Origin of the sequence: Shewanella halifaxensis HAW-EB4, from assembly GCF_000019185.1 — a bacterium.
GTDB lineage: Bacteria > Pseudomonadota > Gammaproteobacteria > Enterobacterales > Shewanellaceae > Shewanella > Shewanella halifaxensis.
Window position 1 is genome coordinate 116,170 of record NC_010334.1, and the last position, 16,189, is coordinate 132,358.

A 16,189-nucleotide genomic window follows, 5' to 3' on the forward strand; every position below is an offset into this window, starting at 1 on the left:
TCAGTAAATCTAAGGAGACACTATGAAGAAGCAAGCTTCCGACATGGGCCGTCGTCAACTGCTAAAAGCATTGGCTATCGGCGGTGCGGCTGGCGCAGTTGCAACTGCAAGTGGACAAGCTCTTGCCGCACAACCTGACGCCGCACCTATCGCGAAAAAAGGCAGCGGTTATCAAGAGTCTGACCATGTTCGTAGTTACTACGACACATTGCGCAGTTAATAATTAAAAGGAGAGTGTGATGCGATTAAACCGCAAAACAGACCAAGCTGTCACAAGCGATAAGGCAGCGTTAGGTCTAAACCGTCGCCAATTCCTCAAGTCCGCGAGCCTCGCGACAGGTGGTATTGCAGCGGCATCAATGCTTGGCGCAGGTATGATGCGCAAAGCAGAAGCTAAAGATATTCCCCACGACGTCCCCACCGAAACTAAACGTACTATCTGTTCTCACTGCTCTGTAGGCTGTGGTGTTTATGCCGGAGTTCAAAACGGCGTATGGACAACTCAGGAACCTGCATTCGATCACCCATTTAATGCGGGTGGACACTGTGCAAAAGGTGCAGCGCTGCGTGAGCATGGTCATGGTGAAAAGCGTCTTAAGTATCCAATGAAGCTAGAAGGCGGTAAGTGGAAGCGTCTTTCATGGGATCAAGCGATTGAAGAAGTTGGCCAACAAGCACTAGATATTCGTAAGGAATCGGGTCCTGACTCTGTATTCTTCATGGGTAGTGCAAAGTTCTCAAACGAACAAGCTTATATGTACCGCAAATTTGCGGCAATGTGGGGCACTAACAATGTCGACCACTCTGCACGTATTTGTCACTCTACCACTGTAGCCGGTGTTGCAAACACTTGGGGCTATGGTGCGCAAACCAACTCTTTCAACGATATTCGCAATGCAAAGGCGATGATGTTCATCGGCTCAAACCCTTGTGAAGCTCACCCTGTTGCGATGCAACATATTTTGATCGGTAAAGAGCGCGGCGCAAAAATTATTGTTGTCGACCCTCGTTTCACCCGAACTGCAGCTAAGTCTGATGAGTTCGTGCATATTCGTCCTGGTACGGATATTCCTTTCATTTATGGTTTGTTATGGCACATCTTCGAAAACGGTTGGGAAGATCAAACCTTTATCGACCAACGTGTATACGGTATGGAACGTATTCGCGAAGAAGTGAAGAAGTATCATCCTGCTGAAGTTGCAAATATTGTTGGCGCAACCGAAGAGCAGATGCGTCGCGTTGCTAAGTTACTTGCTGAAACTAAGCCAGGCACTATCGTTTGGTGTATGGGTGGTACTCAACACCACGTAGGTAATGCTAACACACGTGCATACTGTATCCTGCAGCTAGCCCTAGGTAACATGGGTGTATCTGGTGGCGGTACTAACATCTTCCGTGGTCACGATAACGTACAGGGTGCAACAGACTTTGGTCTATTGTTCGATACTCTGCCTGGTTATTATGGTCTTAAGACGGGTTCTTGGAAGCACTGGTGTAACGTTTGGGACTTGGATTACGAGTGGGTTAAAGGCCGCTTCGACCAAGAACCGCGTCTAGGCCAAGATCCAATGACTTCAACGGGTATTCCGTGTTCTCGTTGGCACGATGGTGTACTCGAAGACAAGTCTAAGATTGCTCAGAAAGATAACATCCATATGGCTTTCTTCTGGGGTCAGTCAGTTAACACCGAAACTCGTGGTCGTGAAGTGCGTGAAGCATTGAACAAGATGAAAACTGTTGTGGTTGTGGATCCATTCCCAACAATGGCGGGTGTCATGCACGAGCGTACCGATGGCGTTTACCTGTTACCTGCGTGTACTCAGTTTGAAACCTATGGTTCAGTATCAGCATCTAACCGTTCACTACAGTGGCGTACCAAGGTTATCGAACCGCTATTTGAGTCTAAGCCTGATCATGTGATCATGTACAAGCTAGCCAAGAAGTGGGGCATCGATAAAGAGTTCTTCAAGAATATTAAGATCAATGGCGAAGAGCCGTTGATTGAAGATATGACTCGCGAATTTAACCGCGGCATGTGGACTATTGGTTATACCGGTCAGAGCCCTGAGCGTTTGAAGATGCACCAAGAAAACTGGGGCACTTTCGATATCAAATCACTTGAAGCGCCAGGTGGTCCAGCTAAAGGCGAGACTTATGGTCTACCTTGGCCATGTTGGGGTACGCCTGAGTTTAAGCACCCAGGTACCCAGATCCTGTATCGTACCGGCCGTGAAGTGATGAATGGTGGCGGTAACTTCCGCGCCCGTTATGGTGTTGAACATGACGGCGTTAACATCTTAGCTGAAGGCTCTTACTCTAAGGGCAGTGAAATCAAAGATGGTTACCCTGAGTTTACTGACAAGATGCTGAAGCAGCTTGGTTGGTGGGATGACTTAACTGCTGAAGAGAAAGTTGCGGCTGAAGGTAAGAACTGGAAGACAGATATTTCTGGTGGTATTCAGCGAGTAGCGATTAAGCATGGCTGTATACCATACGGTAATGCGAAAGCACGTTGTATCGTCTGGAACTTCCCTGATGATATTCCATTGCACCGTGAGCCACTATATACGCCTCGTCGTGATTTGGTTGCTAAATACCCAACTTACGAAGATCGTATGGTTGCTCGTCTACCTACCCTGTATAAGACTATTCAGGAGAAGGACTTCGCTAAAGATTTCCCACTCATTATTACGACGGGCCGTTTGGTCGAGTATGAAGGTGGTGGTGAAGAAACGCGTTCAAACCCATGGCTTGCTGAACTACAGCAAGAGATGTTTATCGAGATCAACCCTGCTGATGCGGCGGATCGCGGTATTCGTGATGGTGATAACGTGTTCGTTCATAGTCCTGAAGGTGCAAAAATCACCGTTAAGGCCATGGTCATTCCACGAGTTGTACCGGGCGAATGTTTCATGCCATATCACTTCGCGGGTGTATTTGAAGGCGAGAGCCTAGCAAAGAACTACCCCGAAGGCACGGTTCCTTATGTTATTGGCGAAGCTGCTAATACCGTAATGACTTATGGTTATGATGTTGTGACACAGATGCAAGAGACGAAAGCGAGCTTGTGTCAGGTCAGCAAAGCCTAATTAACTTGATGAGGAGATAAGCCATTATGGCAAACATGAAATTTTTATGTGATACCAAACGCTGCATCGAGTGTAACGGTTGCGTCACAGCATGTAAAAACGCCAATTCTTCAGCTATTGGTTGGGGAATTCAACGTCGTCGCGTGGTTACGCTAAATGACGGTGAGCCGGGTGAAGCATCCATTTCAGTGGCATGTATGCACTGTACCGATGCACCTTGTATGGCAGTTTGTCCTGCAGATTGTTTTTATCGTACTGATGAAGGCATCGTCTTACATAACAAAGAGACCTGTATTGGTTGTGGTTACTGTTTATATGCATGTCCTTTTGGAGCACCTCAGTTCCCTCAGAAAAATGCATTTGGTAGTCGCGGTAAGATGGACAAATGTACTTTCTGTGCTGGCGGTCCTGCGCCTGATTTCTCGGAAGAGGAACGTAAGTTATACGGTGCAAACCGTATTGCTGAAGGCAAGCTGCCTTTGTGTGCAGAATTTTGTTCGACTAAGTCGCTATTAGCGGGAGATGCGTTAGTTATTTCTAATATTTTCCGTGAACGTTCTGCCGCACGCGGCGCACCAGAAGCGCTTTGGGGTTATAAACCAACAACTGGCTAGTCTGGCTGAATAGGACTGCAGGCCTTGGCTTGCGGTCCAATGAAGGAGTGAATATGTTTATGAAATCACTGCGCAGCCTATTTGCACTGCTAGTAATTCCATTGGTGCTTTCAATGGGGTTGGGGCTTAGCGCTTCAGTAATGGCTGCGGATGGTCAAACTAATCAGCAACAAGTTGCTACCAATGACGTCGATCTTTGGCGTGCCGTTAAGTCGGGCGAGTCGGGTTATACCACGGCAAACAATGTTGAGGCTGGTGTGCTAATCAATGTCGTGGGTAACGAAGGCAAGGATATCCGCAATGAGTATTTAATTCCCGTGATGGGGATTACTGTTGTCGCTGTTTTTGCTGCATTTCTATTTTTCTATTTAGTGAATGGCCCTTCGAAATTGAGCAAGGGCTTTTCAGGAAAAATGGTCTTGCGTTGGTCAAAAGCTGATCTATGGATCCACTGGGTGTTGGCGACCTCTTGTTTGGCGCTGATCTTCACCGGTCTTAATATCATGCTAGGCAAGTACATATTGCAACCCTACATAGGTGAAGGTCTATGGGCTGGGCTGATTTATGGTAGCAAGACAATACATGATTGGGTTGGACCGGTATTTATCGTGTCTTGGATCCTGTGTGTTGTTAAGTGGATGCCGCTGCAAACCTTCAAGATGTATGACTTAAAATGGTTCTTAGTGGTTGGTGGTTACATCAACTTCGGCCCATTCAAAGGCAAGCATCCTGATAGTGGATTTGCTAACGCCGGTGAGAAAATGTGGTTCTGGACATTAACTATTTTCGGTTTATTTATTGCCGCATCTGGGTTAATGCTTGTATTGCCAGGTTTAGATCTACCACGTGAAGCTTCGATGGCTGCACTGTTAATCCATGCTATAAGCGCGATTATTATTATCGCATTTACTATCGTCCATGTTTGGATGGCAACGGTATTAAGTGAAGGTGGTATGGAGTGTATGGTATCGGGTTATTGCGATGAGAACTGGGCAGTCCAGCATCACAATCTTTGGTACGATGAATTGAAAGATAGCAATAGTATCGCTTACAAAGACTAACGCTAGTTTCATTATCAGCATAAAAAATGCCTCGACTCAGTCGGGGCATTTTTATTTTTGTAGGTTTTCAATTGCTGCTTTTCCCTCAATTACTCATTCTACATAAGGGATCGCTTAAGCTGTTATGTACAATGCTTTTCCCTTAAGCCACTGATTATCAGTTTGCTACATTAGGCTGACCTCTATTAGAAAGTGGATCTTCGAATAACGTCCTTCTTATATTGTTGTTTTTTGGTAGCAAATCTGTGTTACAGGTTTCGTTGCTAATAGAGGGTGGTGATAAGTCCAGGCGTTATTCTGTATAAAAAACATACTTAAATGGCTTTAGATGTTAATAATTAGCATTTATATAAGTTTTCCCTTTAATATTTTGTATTTGTTAAATTTTTATTAAATGAAATCGCCTGCTTATTGGTGGTGTTTTGCTTTTTAATACCGTTTTCGTGTCTATAAACATGCGCCACTTAACATTTCTACCCGGTAGTGACTCAAAGTCGAAATTTAACCTAATTTAGATCAATATTTTCTAAGCTAAAATTCTTTATATTAGCCCTGCAATTTTTTTGGATACCTCTAATAAGTAAACAATTTTAACATTGTTGGTCGCTGGTTTAACAACTGCGTGTTTCGCATTGTGAGCACTAGCATTATTAGATTTATCTTAAGTTTTTATAACCAGAGTATTCCTTTCTACCAGGAGTAAAAATGAACAAGCAACAGCCTGATCTGAACCGCAGATCTTTGCTGAAAGCACTGACAATTGGTGGCACTGCAAGTGTCGCTATTGCCGCCACTGGCGTAAGTGTTGCTCAAGCAAGTGAAAGTAAAGTCAGCACCACCAATGACAATGGCTATCATGAAACTGCCCATATCCGCAGTTATTACAATAGTCTACGCGGCTAGTTTAGGAGAATTTAAGCGATGAAGTTAACTCGCAAATCCAATGCGGCACCAACCGTAGAGAAAAAAACTCTAGGTATCAGCCGTCGTCAATTTATGAAGCAAGCAGGTATCACTTCTGGTGGTATCGTAGCAGCTTCTTTGTTGGGTACAGGCATGATGCGCAAAGCAGAAGCCAAAGATATCCCACATGATGTACCAACTGAAATCAAACGTACTGTATGTAGTGCGTGTGCGGTAGGTTGTGGTCTATACGCTGAAGTACAAAATGGCGTGTGGACAGGTCAAGAGCCAGCTTTCGATCACCCATTTAACGCGGGCGGTCACTGTGCTAAAGGTGCTGCACTACGTGAACATGGTCACGGTGAGAAGCGTCTGAAGTACCCAATGAAGCTTGTTGATGGCAAGTGGAAGAAACTATCTTGGGAGCAGGCTTTCAACGAAGTTGGCGACCAAATGCAGACCATTCGTAAAGAATCGGGTCCAGACTCAGTTTACTTCATGGGTAGTGCTAAGTTCTCGAACGAAGGCTGCTACATGTACCGTAAATTTGCGGCAATGTGGGGCACGAACAACGTCGACCACTCTGCACGTATTTGTCACTCTACCACTGTAGCCGGTGTTGCAAACACTTGGGGTTACGGTGCGCAAACTAACTCTTTCAACGATATCCAGAATGCAAACGCAATCTTCTTCATCGGGTCAAACCCTGCTGAAGCGCATCCTGTTGCCATGCAGCATATCTTAATCGCTAAAGAGAAGAACAACGCTAAGATTATCGTAGTTGATCCACGTTTCTCTCGTACAGCTGCTCACGCAGACCTTCACTGTGGTCTACGTCCAGGTACTGATATTCCATTCATCTACGGTATGTTATGGCACATCTTCGAAAATGGTTGGGAAGATAAGACATTTATCCAGCAGCGTGTATTCGAAATGGACACTATCCGTGAGGAAGTGAAGAAGTTCCCACCAAAAGAAGTCGCTAACATCACAGGTTGTAGCGAAGAAGAAGTTTATCAAGCGGCTAAGCTAATGGCGGAAAACCGTCCAGGTACGGTTGTTTGGTGTATGGGTGGTACTCAGCATCACGTGGGTAACGCCAACACTCGTGCTTACTGTATCCTTCAGCTCGCTCTAGGTAACATGGGTGTGTCTGGTGGCGGTACTAACATCTTCCGTGGTCATGATAACGTACAGGGTGCGACTGACTTAGGTCTACTGTTCGATACGCTACCGGGTTACTACGGCCTTAAGACTGGCTCTTGGAAGCACTGGTGTAATGTTTGGGACTTGGACTACGATTGGGTTAAGGCTCGTTTCGACCAAAACTCATACTTAGGCCGTATTCCAATGAACACGCCTGGTATTCCTTGTTCACGTTGGCACGATGGTGTTCTAGAAACACCAGAGAAGCTCGCTCAGAAAGACCGTGTTCGCATGGCATTCTTCTGGGGTCAATCAGTTAACACCGAAACTCGTCAGCGCGACGTGCGTGATGCACTCGATCAGATGGACACTGTAGTTGTTGTGGATCCATTCCCAACAATGGCGGGTGTTATGCACCGTCGTAAGAATGGTGTTTACCTTCTACCCGCTGCAACTCAGTTCGAAACTGAAGGTTCTGTGTCTAACTCGGGTCGTAGCCAGCAGTGGCGCGAGCAGGTTATCCAGCCTCTATTCGAATCTAAGACTGACCTTGAGATCATGTACCGTCTATCTCAAAAGCTTGGTTTTGCTGATGAGTATACTAAGCGTATCGCTAAAGATGCGAACGACGTTCTCGTTATCGAAGACGTGACTCGTGAAATTAACCGCGGTATGTGGACTATTGGTATGTCAGGTCAAAGCCCAGAGCGTTTGAAGCTGCATACTCAAAACTGGGGCACATTCAGCAACAAGACTCTTGAAGCTGTTGGCGGTCCTGCTAAAGGTGAAACCTACGGTCTACCTTGGCCATGTTGGGGGACTCCAGAGCAGAAGCATCCTGGTACTCAGATCCTTTATAACACAAACAAACACGTACTTGAGGGTGGCGGTAACTTCCGTGCTCGTTACGGTGTTGAGTATAAAGGTCAAAACCTACTTGCCGAAGGCAGCTACTCTAAAGGCTCTGAAATCCAAGATGGTTACCCAGAGTTTACTGCTGACATGCTTAAGCAACTAGGCTGGTGGGACGACCTAACTGCTGCTGAAAAAGCAGTAGCTGAAGGTAAGAACTGGAAGACCGATATCTCTGGCGGTATCCAACGTGTAGCTATGAAGCACGGTTGTATCCCATTCGGTAACGCTAAGGCACGTTGTATTGTTTGGACTTTCCCTGACCAAGTCCCTGTTCACCGTGAGCCGTTATATACGCCTCGTCGTGATCTTGTGTCTAAGTACCCAACATATGACGATATGCAAGTTCATCGTCTACCGACGCTGTATAAATCAATCCAAGAGAAAGACACGGCGGCTAAGTATCCACTCGGTCTGACTTCTGGTCGTCTAGTTGAGTACGAGGGTGGTGGTGAAGAATCTCGTTCAAACCCATGGTTGGCTGAACTTCAACAAGAGATGTTTGTTGAAATCAACCCAGCTGATGCGGCTGATCGTAGTATTCGTGACGGCGACACGGTATGGCTAGAGGGTGCTGAAGGCGGTCGTATTAAGATCAAGGCGATGGTCACTCCACGCGTTAAGCCGGGTGTCACTTGGATGCCTTACCACTTTGCGGGTGAAATGCACGGCGAAAGCTTAGCGGCTAACTACCCAGAAGGTACGGTTCCTTACGTTATCGGTGAATCAGCTAACACTGCATTGACTTATGGTTATGACCCTGTGACTCAGATGCAAGAAACCAAAGCATCGCTATGTCAGATCACTAAAGCCTAAGTGCAGAATTAGCTAGGAGAATTGCCAGAATGGCTACAATGAAATTTTTATGTGACACCAAGCGCTGCATCGAGTGTAACGGTTGTGTCACAGCATGTAAGAACGAAAACGACTCCGCTCTAGAGTGGGGAATTCAACGTCGTCGCGTAGTGACTATCAATGATGGTGTTAAAGGCGAAGCGTCTATCTCAGTAGCATGTATGCACTGTAGCGATGCACCTTGTATGGCTGTTTGCCCAGCAAACTGTTTCTACAAGACAGAAGATGGCATCGTACTGCACGATAAAGATACCTGTATCGGTTGTGGTTACTGCCTATACGCTTGTCCATTTGGCGCGCCACAGTTCCCTAAATCAGGTGCGTTCGGTGCTCGCGGTAAGATGGATAAGTGTACTTTCTGTGCCGGCGGCCCAGAAGAGAACTTCTCTGATGCAGAGCGTCAGAAGTACGGTGCAAACCGTATTGCCGAAGGCAAGCTGCCTATGTGTGCTGAGTTGTGTGCAACTAAGTCGCTACTAGCGGGTGATGCAGAGGTTATCTCTAATATCTTCCGTGAGCGTGTTGCATACCGTGGTTCTAACAAGAATGTTTGGGGCTAAGCCTTAGATATTGAGTTAGTCCATAATCGCTGCAAGCTGTCTTACTGAGCTAGCTTGCAGCAATCAGGAGGTGACATGAACAAATGGTTCAAACACATAGGCGTGGCAATTGCACTATTATTTAGTGTGTCTGTATTTGCCCACGACGCCCCTAAAGTGGGTGACACTAATGAAGTAAATGGTCAAATCTGGGCTCAGCTAAAAGCGGGCGAGGAAGGCTATACAACTTCAACAAGTGAGTTCCACGGTCAAGCAATCAACACCTATGATCTACGTGTACTTGAGTTGCGCAGTGATATTCTTGCTCCAGCTATGATGGCAGCCCTTTTCGGCATGATCATCATCTTTGTACTGTTTATCAAAGTGAACGGTATTTCTAAGCTGCACGGTGGTTTCTCTGGCAAGTTGGTTTACCGTTGGTCTAAGTTTGATGTATCAATTCACTGGCTAGGTGCGATCCCTTGTCTGTTATTGATCCTGACAGGCTTAACGTTACTGGCTGGGCGTTTCTTCTTCCAGCCGTACATAGGTGAAGGCTTATGGGCCGGTCTCGTTAACGCTGCTAAGCAGATCCACGACATCATGGCGATCCCGTTCATGATTGGTTGGGCGCTGATGACAGTGCTTTGGGCTAAGAACCAGATGCCTAAGATGTATGACCTTAAGTGGATGATGGTTGTTGGTGGTTACATCAACTTTGGTCCATTCAAAGGTAAGCACCCAGACGCGGGTTTTGCTAACGCCGGTGAGAAATTATGGTTCTGGGCATTCGCTGTGTTCGGTTTAGTGGTTTCAGCATCAGGTATGTTGTTGCTATTCCCGAACTTGTTCGAGCCTAGCCGCACACTGAGCTTAGTGGCGCTAATTCTTCACTCTGTCGGTGCTATCATCATTACTGCTTTCTCAATCGTGCATATCTTCATGGCAACGGTTATGTCTGAAGGCGGTATGGAATGTATGGTTTCTGGTTACTGTGATGAAACATGGGCCAGCCAGCACCATAACCTTTGGTTCGATGAGATCAAAGAAAACGGTACCCTTAAGTATAAAGACTAGTACTCGTTTGATTATTATCTTTAAATGCCCCGACTCAGTCGGGGCATTTTTTTATTTAATAGCCGCCTAATTCGTGGCGCCTTGTTTGTATAAGCTTGTTGGACTTTGCTTAGTCCCTATCTTGAAAGCCACATTAACTGTGATAATGCACAATTGCTTAAACTCCCTTTTATAGTACCTAACTCGCTATCAATATCTTCCCCCATCAATAGACTTCTACTTAATCAAGCAGAGTGCTGGATGTTCGTTCAAGGCATGCACTGCAGATGGCCTCTATCGATGCTCGCAGGCTTTTCTGTAACAGACGAATGACTGTGCTGAGCAAGTATCGTTTATCGCTATAAAACGCGTACAACAAAGCACAGGCTGTTACGCCCTAAGCTGCAGATAAAAGGCTGGCACATAAAGAGCTGATAGATAAAACCGTGGCACCTACAAGAATAGTAACAACGGTAACACTCGCAAACGCTATAAACCTTGAAAGCACTGCAACTGCTTACTCTGTGTAGTGTTGGCAGAGTTGGAAATTATAGCTTGATTTTATTAGCTGTGATGCTTCTTTGGTTATTACAGATAAGCAACAAACTAATGCTAAAAAACACTAAATTAGACGTTAGATTGTGATTAACTGGGCTTGCGGTGCAACACGTGTTAATGGGTGGTGTTATTGGTAGTTTAATTTGTAAGTTTATGATGAGTAGTGATTTTTAATGTTCCTCCTGTTCGTTTTGTTAGGTTTTTTTTGTTGTTGGGCTTGAGTTGTGGTTTTGAAACATGCGCTAGTTAACACTTTTGCTTCGATTGCGTCAAAATCAGAGGTTTAATCAGATTTGGATCAACTTTTCGATTATTTAAATTCTTTATATTACGCCGGCTATATTGGGGGTGGTTCTAATAAATATACACTTTTTACAATGTTAAGCGTTTGATTAACTAACGATTAACCTGCGTTGCAAGTCGTAGCGTTATTGGATCTATCTTAAGTGTTTATAAACAAAACTATTCCTTCCTACTAGGAGTGAAAATGAAGAAGCAACAGCCTGATCTGAATCGCAGATCTTTGCTGAAAGCATTAACTATTGGTGGCACTGCAAGTGTCGCTATCGCCGCAACTGGCATTAGTGTTGCTCAAGCAAGTGAAAGTAAAGTCAGCTCAAATAATGATAATGGCTATCATGAAACTGCGCATATTCGCAGTTATTACAATAGCTTACGCGGCTAGTCTAGGAGAAGTAAAGCGATGAAGTTAACTCGCAAATCTAACGCGGCACCTACTGTAGAGAAAAAGACTCTAGGTATCAGCCGTCGTCAGTTTATGAAGCAAGCCGGTATCACTTCTGGTGGTATTGCAGCGGCTTCTTTATTGGGCACAGGCATGATGCGTAAAGCAGAAGCCAAGGTTCAAACTGTTGCGCACAATGCACCAACTGAAATCAAGCGTACCGTATGTAGTGCTTGTGCGGTAGGTTGTGGTTTATATGCTGAAGTTCAAAATGGTGTGTGGACAGGCCAAGAGCCTGCTTTTGACCACCCATTCAACTCAGGCGGCCACTGTGCTAAAGGCGCTAGCTTACGTTACCACACGCATTCATATAAGCGTGTTAAGTACCCAATGAAGCTTGAAGGCGGTAAGTGGAAGAAGCTTTCATGGGAACAAGCTGTATCTGAAATCGGCGATAAGATGCTTGAGATTAATCAAACATCAGGTCCTGACTCAGTTTACTTCATGGGTAGCGCAAAATTCTCTAACGAAGGTGCATACATGTACCGTAAGTTAGCGGCAATGTGGGGCACAAACAACGTTGACCATTCAGCACGTATTTGTCACTCAACGACAGTTGCTGGTGTTGCGAACACTTGGGGTTACGGTGCACAAACCAACTCTTTCAACGATATTCGTAACGCAAAAAATATCTTCCTGATTGGGGCAAACCCAGCAGAGGCGCATCCAGTAGCGATGCAACACATTTTGATCGCTAAAGAGCGCGGCGCGACGATTACTGTTGCCGATCCACGTTTCTCTCGCACTATGGCTCACGCCGATATCCACCTACCATTACGTCCAGGTACCGATATTCCTTTGGTTTACGGTTTGATGTGGCACATTTTTGAAAATGGTTGGGAAGATAAAGAGTTCATCCGTACACGTGCTTATGGCATGGACAAGATCCGTGAAGAAGCTGCGCGTTGGACTCCTGAAGAAGTTGAACACGTAACAGGCGTATCTCGCGATGCAGTTTATGCTGCAGCGAAGCAGATGGCGACTAACCGTCCTGGTACTGTTATTTGGTGTATGGGTGGTACTCAGCATCACGTTGGTAACGCTAACACGCGTATGTACTCTATCCTGCAGCTAGTGCTAGGTAACATGGGTGTGTCTGGTGGTGGTACTAACATTTTCCGTGGCCACGACAACGTTCAGGGCGCAACGGACATGGGTCTGCTATTCGACAACTTACCAGGCTACTACGGTGTTGGTGAAGGCGCATGGCAGCACTGGTCTCGCGTATGGGATCTACCATTCGATTCAGTTAAAGCACGTTTCGACCAAAAGTCTTACTTAGGTCGTAGCCCAATGATTACACCAGGTATGCCATGTTCTCGCTGGCAAGATGGTGTGTTAGAAGCGAAAGACAAGCTGGCTCAAAAAGATAACCTACGTCTAGCATTCTTCTGGGGTCAGTCAATCAACACTGAAACTCGTCAGATGGAAGTGCGTGATGCATTGGACAAGCTAGAAACAGTTGTTGTTGTTGACCCTTACCCAACAATGGCTGGTGTTATGCACCGCCGTAAAGATGGCGTTTACTTGCTACCTGCAGCAACTCAGTTTGAGTGTGAAGGTTCAGTAAACAACTCTGGCCGTAGTGCACAGTGGCGTCAACAGGTTGTTGAGCCAATGTTCGACTCTAAGAATGACCTAGAGATCATGTACCGCATCGCGAAGCATGTAGGCATTGCTGACACATGGACTAAGCACATCAAGGTTAACGGCAACATGCCTGATCCTGATGACATCATGCGTGAATACGCTAAAGGTATGCGTTCAATCGGTTACACCGGTTGGAGCCCTGAGCGTATCCGTGCACACACTATGAACTGGGGGGATTTCTCTTCTGAAACACTAGAAGCACCAGGTGGCGTGAACAAGGGCGAGACTTACGGTCTACCTTGGCCATGTTGGGGTACTCCAGAGCAGAAGCACCCAGGTTCACAAATTCTATACCGCACAGGTATGAACGTTAACCAAGGTGGTGGTAACTTCCGTGCTCGTTTCGGTGTTGAGCATGAAGGCGTTAGCATCCTAGCTGAAGATTCAGCTTCTGTTGATGCTGACATCCAAGACGGTTACCCACAATTTGATGACAAGATGCTGAAGCAACTTGGCTGGTGGGATGAGCTAACGGCTGAAGAGAAAGCACTAGCTGAAAACCGTACTTGGTCTACTGACTTAGGTGGCGGTATCGTACGTGTTGCACTAGCACACAACATGGTGCCATACGGTAACGCTAAAGCACGTTGTCGCGTTTGGACTTTCCCAGACGAAGTGCCTGTACACCGTGAGCCAATCTACACTTCACGTCGTGATCTAATTGAGAAGTATCCTACTCATAACGACATGCAAGTACACCGTCTACCAACGTTATTCAAAACGTTACAAGACAAAGTGATTTCTGACGATCTAGATAAGAAGTATCCACTAATCGTAACTTCTGGCCGTTTGGTTGAGTACGAAGGTGGTGGTGAAGAGTCTCGTTCTTGCCCATGGCTTGCTGAACTTCAGCAAGAAATGTTCATCGAAATCAACCCTGCAGATGCTGTTGATCGCGGTCTTCGTGACGGTGATGATGTTTGGGTTGAAGGTGCTGAAGGCGGACGCATTAAGATCAAGGCGATGGTAACTCCACGCGTTAAGCCTGGTGTGACTTGGATGCCTTATCACTTTGCTGGTGTTATGCATGGTGAAGAGCTGCAATACCCAGAATCTGGTGGAATTAGCACTAAACCTTACATTGTTGGTGAGTCTGCAAACACGGTAATGACTTATGGTTATGACCCTGTGACTCAGATGCAGGAAACTAAAGCATCACTTTGTCAGATTGCTAAAGCATAATTGCAGTATTCGCTAGGAGAATTGCCAGAATGGCTACAATGAAATTTTTATGTGATACCAAGCGCTGCATCGAGTGTAACGGTTGTGTCACAGCATGTAAGAACGAAAACGACTCTGCTCTAGAGTGGGGAATTCAACGTCGTCGCGTAGTGACTATCAATGATGGTGAGAAAGGCGAAGCGTCTATCTCAGTAGCATGTATGCACTGTAGCGATGCACCTTGTATGGCTGTTTGCCCAGCAAACTGTTTCTACAAGACAGAAGATGGCATCGTATTGCACGACAAAGATACTTGTATCGGTTGTGGTTACTGCCTATACGCTTGCCCATTCGGCGCGCCTCAGTTCCCTAAACAGGGTGCGTTTGGTGCTCGTGGCGTTATGGACAAGTGTACTTTCTGTGCCGGCGGCCCAGAAGAGAACTTCTCTGATGCAGAGCGTCAGAAGTACGGTGCAAACCGTATTGCTGAAGGTAAGCTACCTATGTGTGCTGAGTTGTGTGCAACTAAATCACTACTAGCGGGTGACGCAGAAGTTGTTTCTGCCATCTTCCGTGAGCGTGTTGCATACCGTGGTTCTAACAAAAATGTTTGGGGCTAAACCTTAAATATTAAGTTAGTCCATAATCGCTGCAAGCTGTCTATTTTAGGTGGCTTGCAGCAATCAGGAGTTGATATGAACAAATGGTTCAAACACATAGGCGTGGCAATTGCACTGTTCTTCAGTGTGTCTATATTTGCTAACGCAAGTGACAAAGTAGGCGACACCATTGAAGTGAACAACGGCCAAGTCTGGGCCCAGCTTAAAGCTGGCGAAGAGGGTCGTACGACTTCAACAAGTGAATTCCACGGTCAAGCAATTAACATGTATGACCTACGTGTACTTGACTTGCGTAGTGATATTCTTGCTCCAGCAATGATGGCAGCCCTTTTCGGCATGATCATCATCTTTGTACTGTTTATCAAAGTGAACGGCATCTCTAAGCTTCATGGCGGTTACTCTGGTAAGCTGGTATACCGTTGGTCTAAGTTTGACGTATCTATTCACTGGTTAGGTGCGATCCCTTGCCTGCTATTGATCCTGACAGGCTTAACGCTACTTGCTGGACGCTTCTTCTTCCAGCCGTACATCGGTGAAGGCTTCTGGGGCGCTCTAGTTAACGCTGCTAAGCAGATCCACGACATCATGGCGATCCCGTTCATGATCGGTTGGGCGCTTATGACAGTGCTGTGGGCTAAGAACCAAATGCCTAAGATGTATGACCTTAAGTGGATGATGGTTGTTGGTGGTTACATCAACTTCGGTCCATTTAAAGGCAAGCATCCTGATGCAGGTTTTGCTAACGCGGGTGAGAAGTTATGGTTCTGGGCATTCGCTGTGTTCGGTCTAGTGGTTTCAGCATCGGGTATGCTGTTGCTATTCCCGAACCTGTTCGAGCCTAGCCGTACGCTAAGCTTAGTGGCACTAATTCTTCACTCTGTCGCTGCAATCATCATTACTGCTTTCTCAATCGTGCATATCTTTATGGCAACGGTTATGTCTGAAGGTGGTATGGAGTGTATGGTTTCAGGTTACTGTGATGAAACATGGGCCAGCCAGCACCACAATCTTTGGTTCGATGAGATCAAAGAAAACGGTACTCTTAAGTACAAAGAGTAATCCTCTTTACACTTAATGCCTAAACACCTCAGCTATTAGTAGTTGGGGTGTTTTTATATGTGGATGGGGTTGTATGTTTTATGCGCAATCGCTAAAGTATGACCCGCTTAACAAAAATCCCTACATTTCATTGATAGGAAACGCTAAGTTATAACCAAATCACGTTTTGTGCTTATTTAAAGTGCTAATTTTGCCTCCCGCTAGTGCATTCCAATTTTTCG

12 protein-coding genes are annotated in these 16,189 nt (G+C 45.8%); all 12 read left to right on the forward strand.

Going from position 1 to position 16,189, the window contains the following annotated elements; translation table 11 throughout:
- Nucleotides 1–22: 22 nt before the first annotated feature.
- The 12 genes from SHAL_RS00530 to SHAL_RS00585 all read left to right on the forward strand — a co-directional run bounded on the left by SHAL_RS00530 (nt 23) and on the right by SHAL_RS00585 (nt 15,968).
- Nucleotides 23–220 (forward strand): twin-arginine translocation signal domain-containing protein, encoded by a 198-nt coding sequence (locus SHAL_RS00530; RefSeq protein ID WP_012275237.1) that lies wholly within the window; start codon nt 23–25, stop codon nt 218–220.
- 19 nt (nt 221–239) lie between these two features.
- Nucleotides 240–3,089, forward strand: a complete 2,850-nt coding sequence (locus SHAL_RS00535; protein ID WP_012275238.1) for a formate dehydrogenase subunit alpha — start codon at nt 240–242, stop codon at nt 3,087–3,089.
- Between the two features lie 26 nt (nt 3,090–3,115).
- Complete coding sequence (fdh3B, locus tag SHAL_RS00540) at nt 3,116–3,703, forward strand: formate dehydrogenase FDH3 subunit beta (protein ID WP_012275239.1); 588 nt, start codon at nt 3,116–3,118, stop codon at nt 3,701–3,703.
- 53 nt (nt 3,704–3,756) lie between these two features.
- Nucleotides 3,757–4,764, forward strand: a complete 1,008-nt coding sequence (locus SHAL_RS00545) for a formate dehydrogenase subunit gamma (RefSeq protein ID WP_012275240.1) — start codon at nt 3,757–3,759, stop codon at nt 4,762–4,764.
- Between the two features lie 705 nt (nt 4,765–5,469).
- Nucleotides 5,470–5,667 (forward strand): twin-arginine translocation signal domain-containing protein, encoded by a 198-nt coding sequence (locus tag SHAL_RS00550; protein WP_012275241.1) that lies wholly within the window; start codon nt 5,470–5,472, stop codon nt 5,665–5,667.
- A gap of 18 nt (nt 5,668–5,685) precedes the next feature.
- Nucleotides 5,686–8,541, forward strand: a complete 2,856-nt coding sequence (locus SHAL_RS00555; protein ID WP_012275242.1) for a molybdopterin-dependent oxidoreductase — start codon at nt 5,686–5,688, stop codon at nt 8,539–8,541.
- 29 nt (nt 8,542–8,570) lie between these two features.
- Complete coding sequence (gene fdh3B, locus SHAL_RS00560) at nt 8,571–9,140, forward strand: formate dehydrogenase FDH3 subunit beta (RefSeq protein ID WP_012275243.1); 570 nt, start codon at nt 8,571–8,573, stop codon at nt 9,138–9,140.
- 75 nt (nt 9,141–9,215) lie between these two features.
- Entirely contained in the window at nt 9,216–10,196 is a 981-nt protein-coding gene (locus SHAL_RS00565) for a formate dehydrogenase subunit gamma (protein WP_012275244.1), read from the forward strand.
- A gap of 1,024 nt (nt 10,197–11,220) precedes the next feature.
- Nucleotides 11,221–11,418, forward strand: a complete 198-nt coding sequence (locus SHAL_RS00570; protein WP_012275245.1) for a twin-arginine translocation signal domain-containing protein — start codon at nt 11,221–11,223, stop codon at nt 11,416–11,418.
- An 18-nt stretch (nt 11,419–11,436) separates the two neighbouring features.
- On the forward strand, nt 11,437–14,310 hold the full coding sequence (locus tag SHAL_RS00575; RefSeq protein WP_012275246.1) for a formate dehydrogenase subunit alpha: 2,874 nt from the start codon (nt 11,437–11,439) through the stop codon (nt 14,308–14,310).
- 29 nt (nt 14,311–14,339) lie between these two features.
- Entirely contained in the window at nt 14,340–14,909 is a 570-nt protein-coding gene (gene fdh3B / locus SHAL_RS00580; RefSeq protein ID WP_012275247.1) for a formate dehydrogenase FDH3 subunit beta, read from the forward strand.
- Nucleotides 14,910–14,984: 75 nt separating this feature from the next.
- Nucleotides 14,985–15,968 carry a formate dehydrogenase subunit gamma gene (locus SHAL_RS00585; RefSeq protein WP_012275248.1) on the forward strand — a complete coding sequence of 328 codons (984 nt, stop codon included), beginning with the start codon at nt 14,985–14,987 and terminating at the stop codon, nt 15,966–15,968.
- Nucleotides 15,969–16,189: the final 221 nt, after the last annotated feature.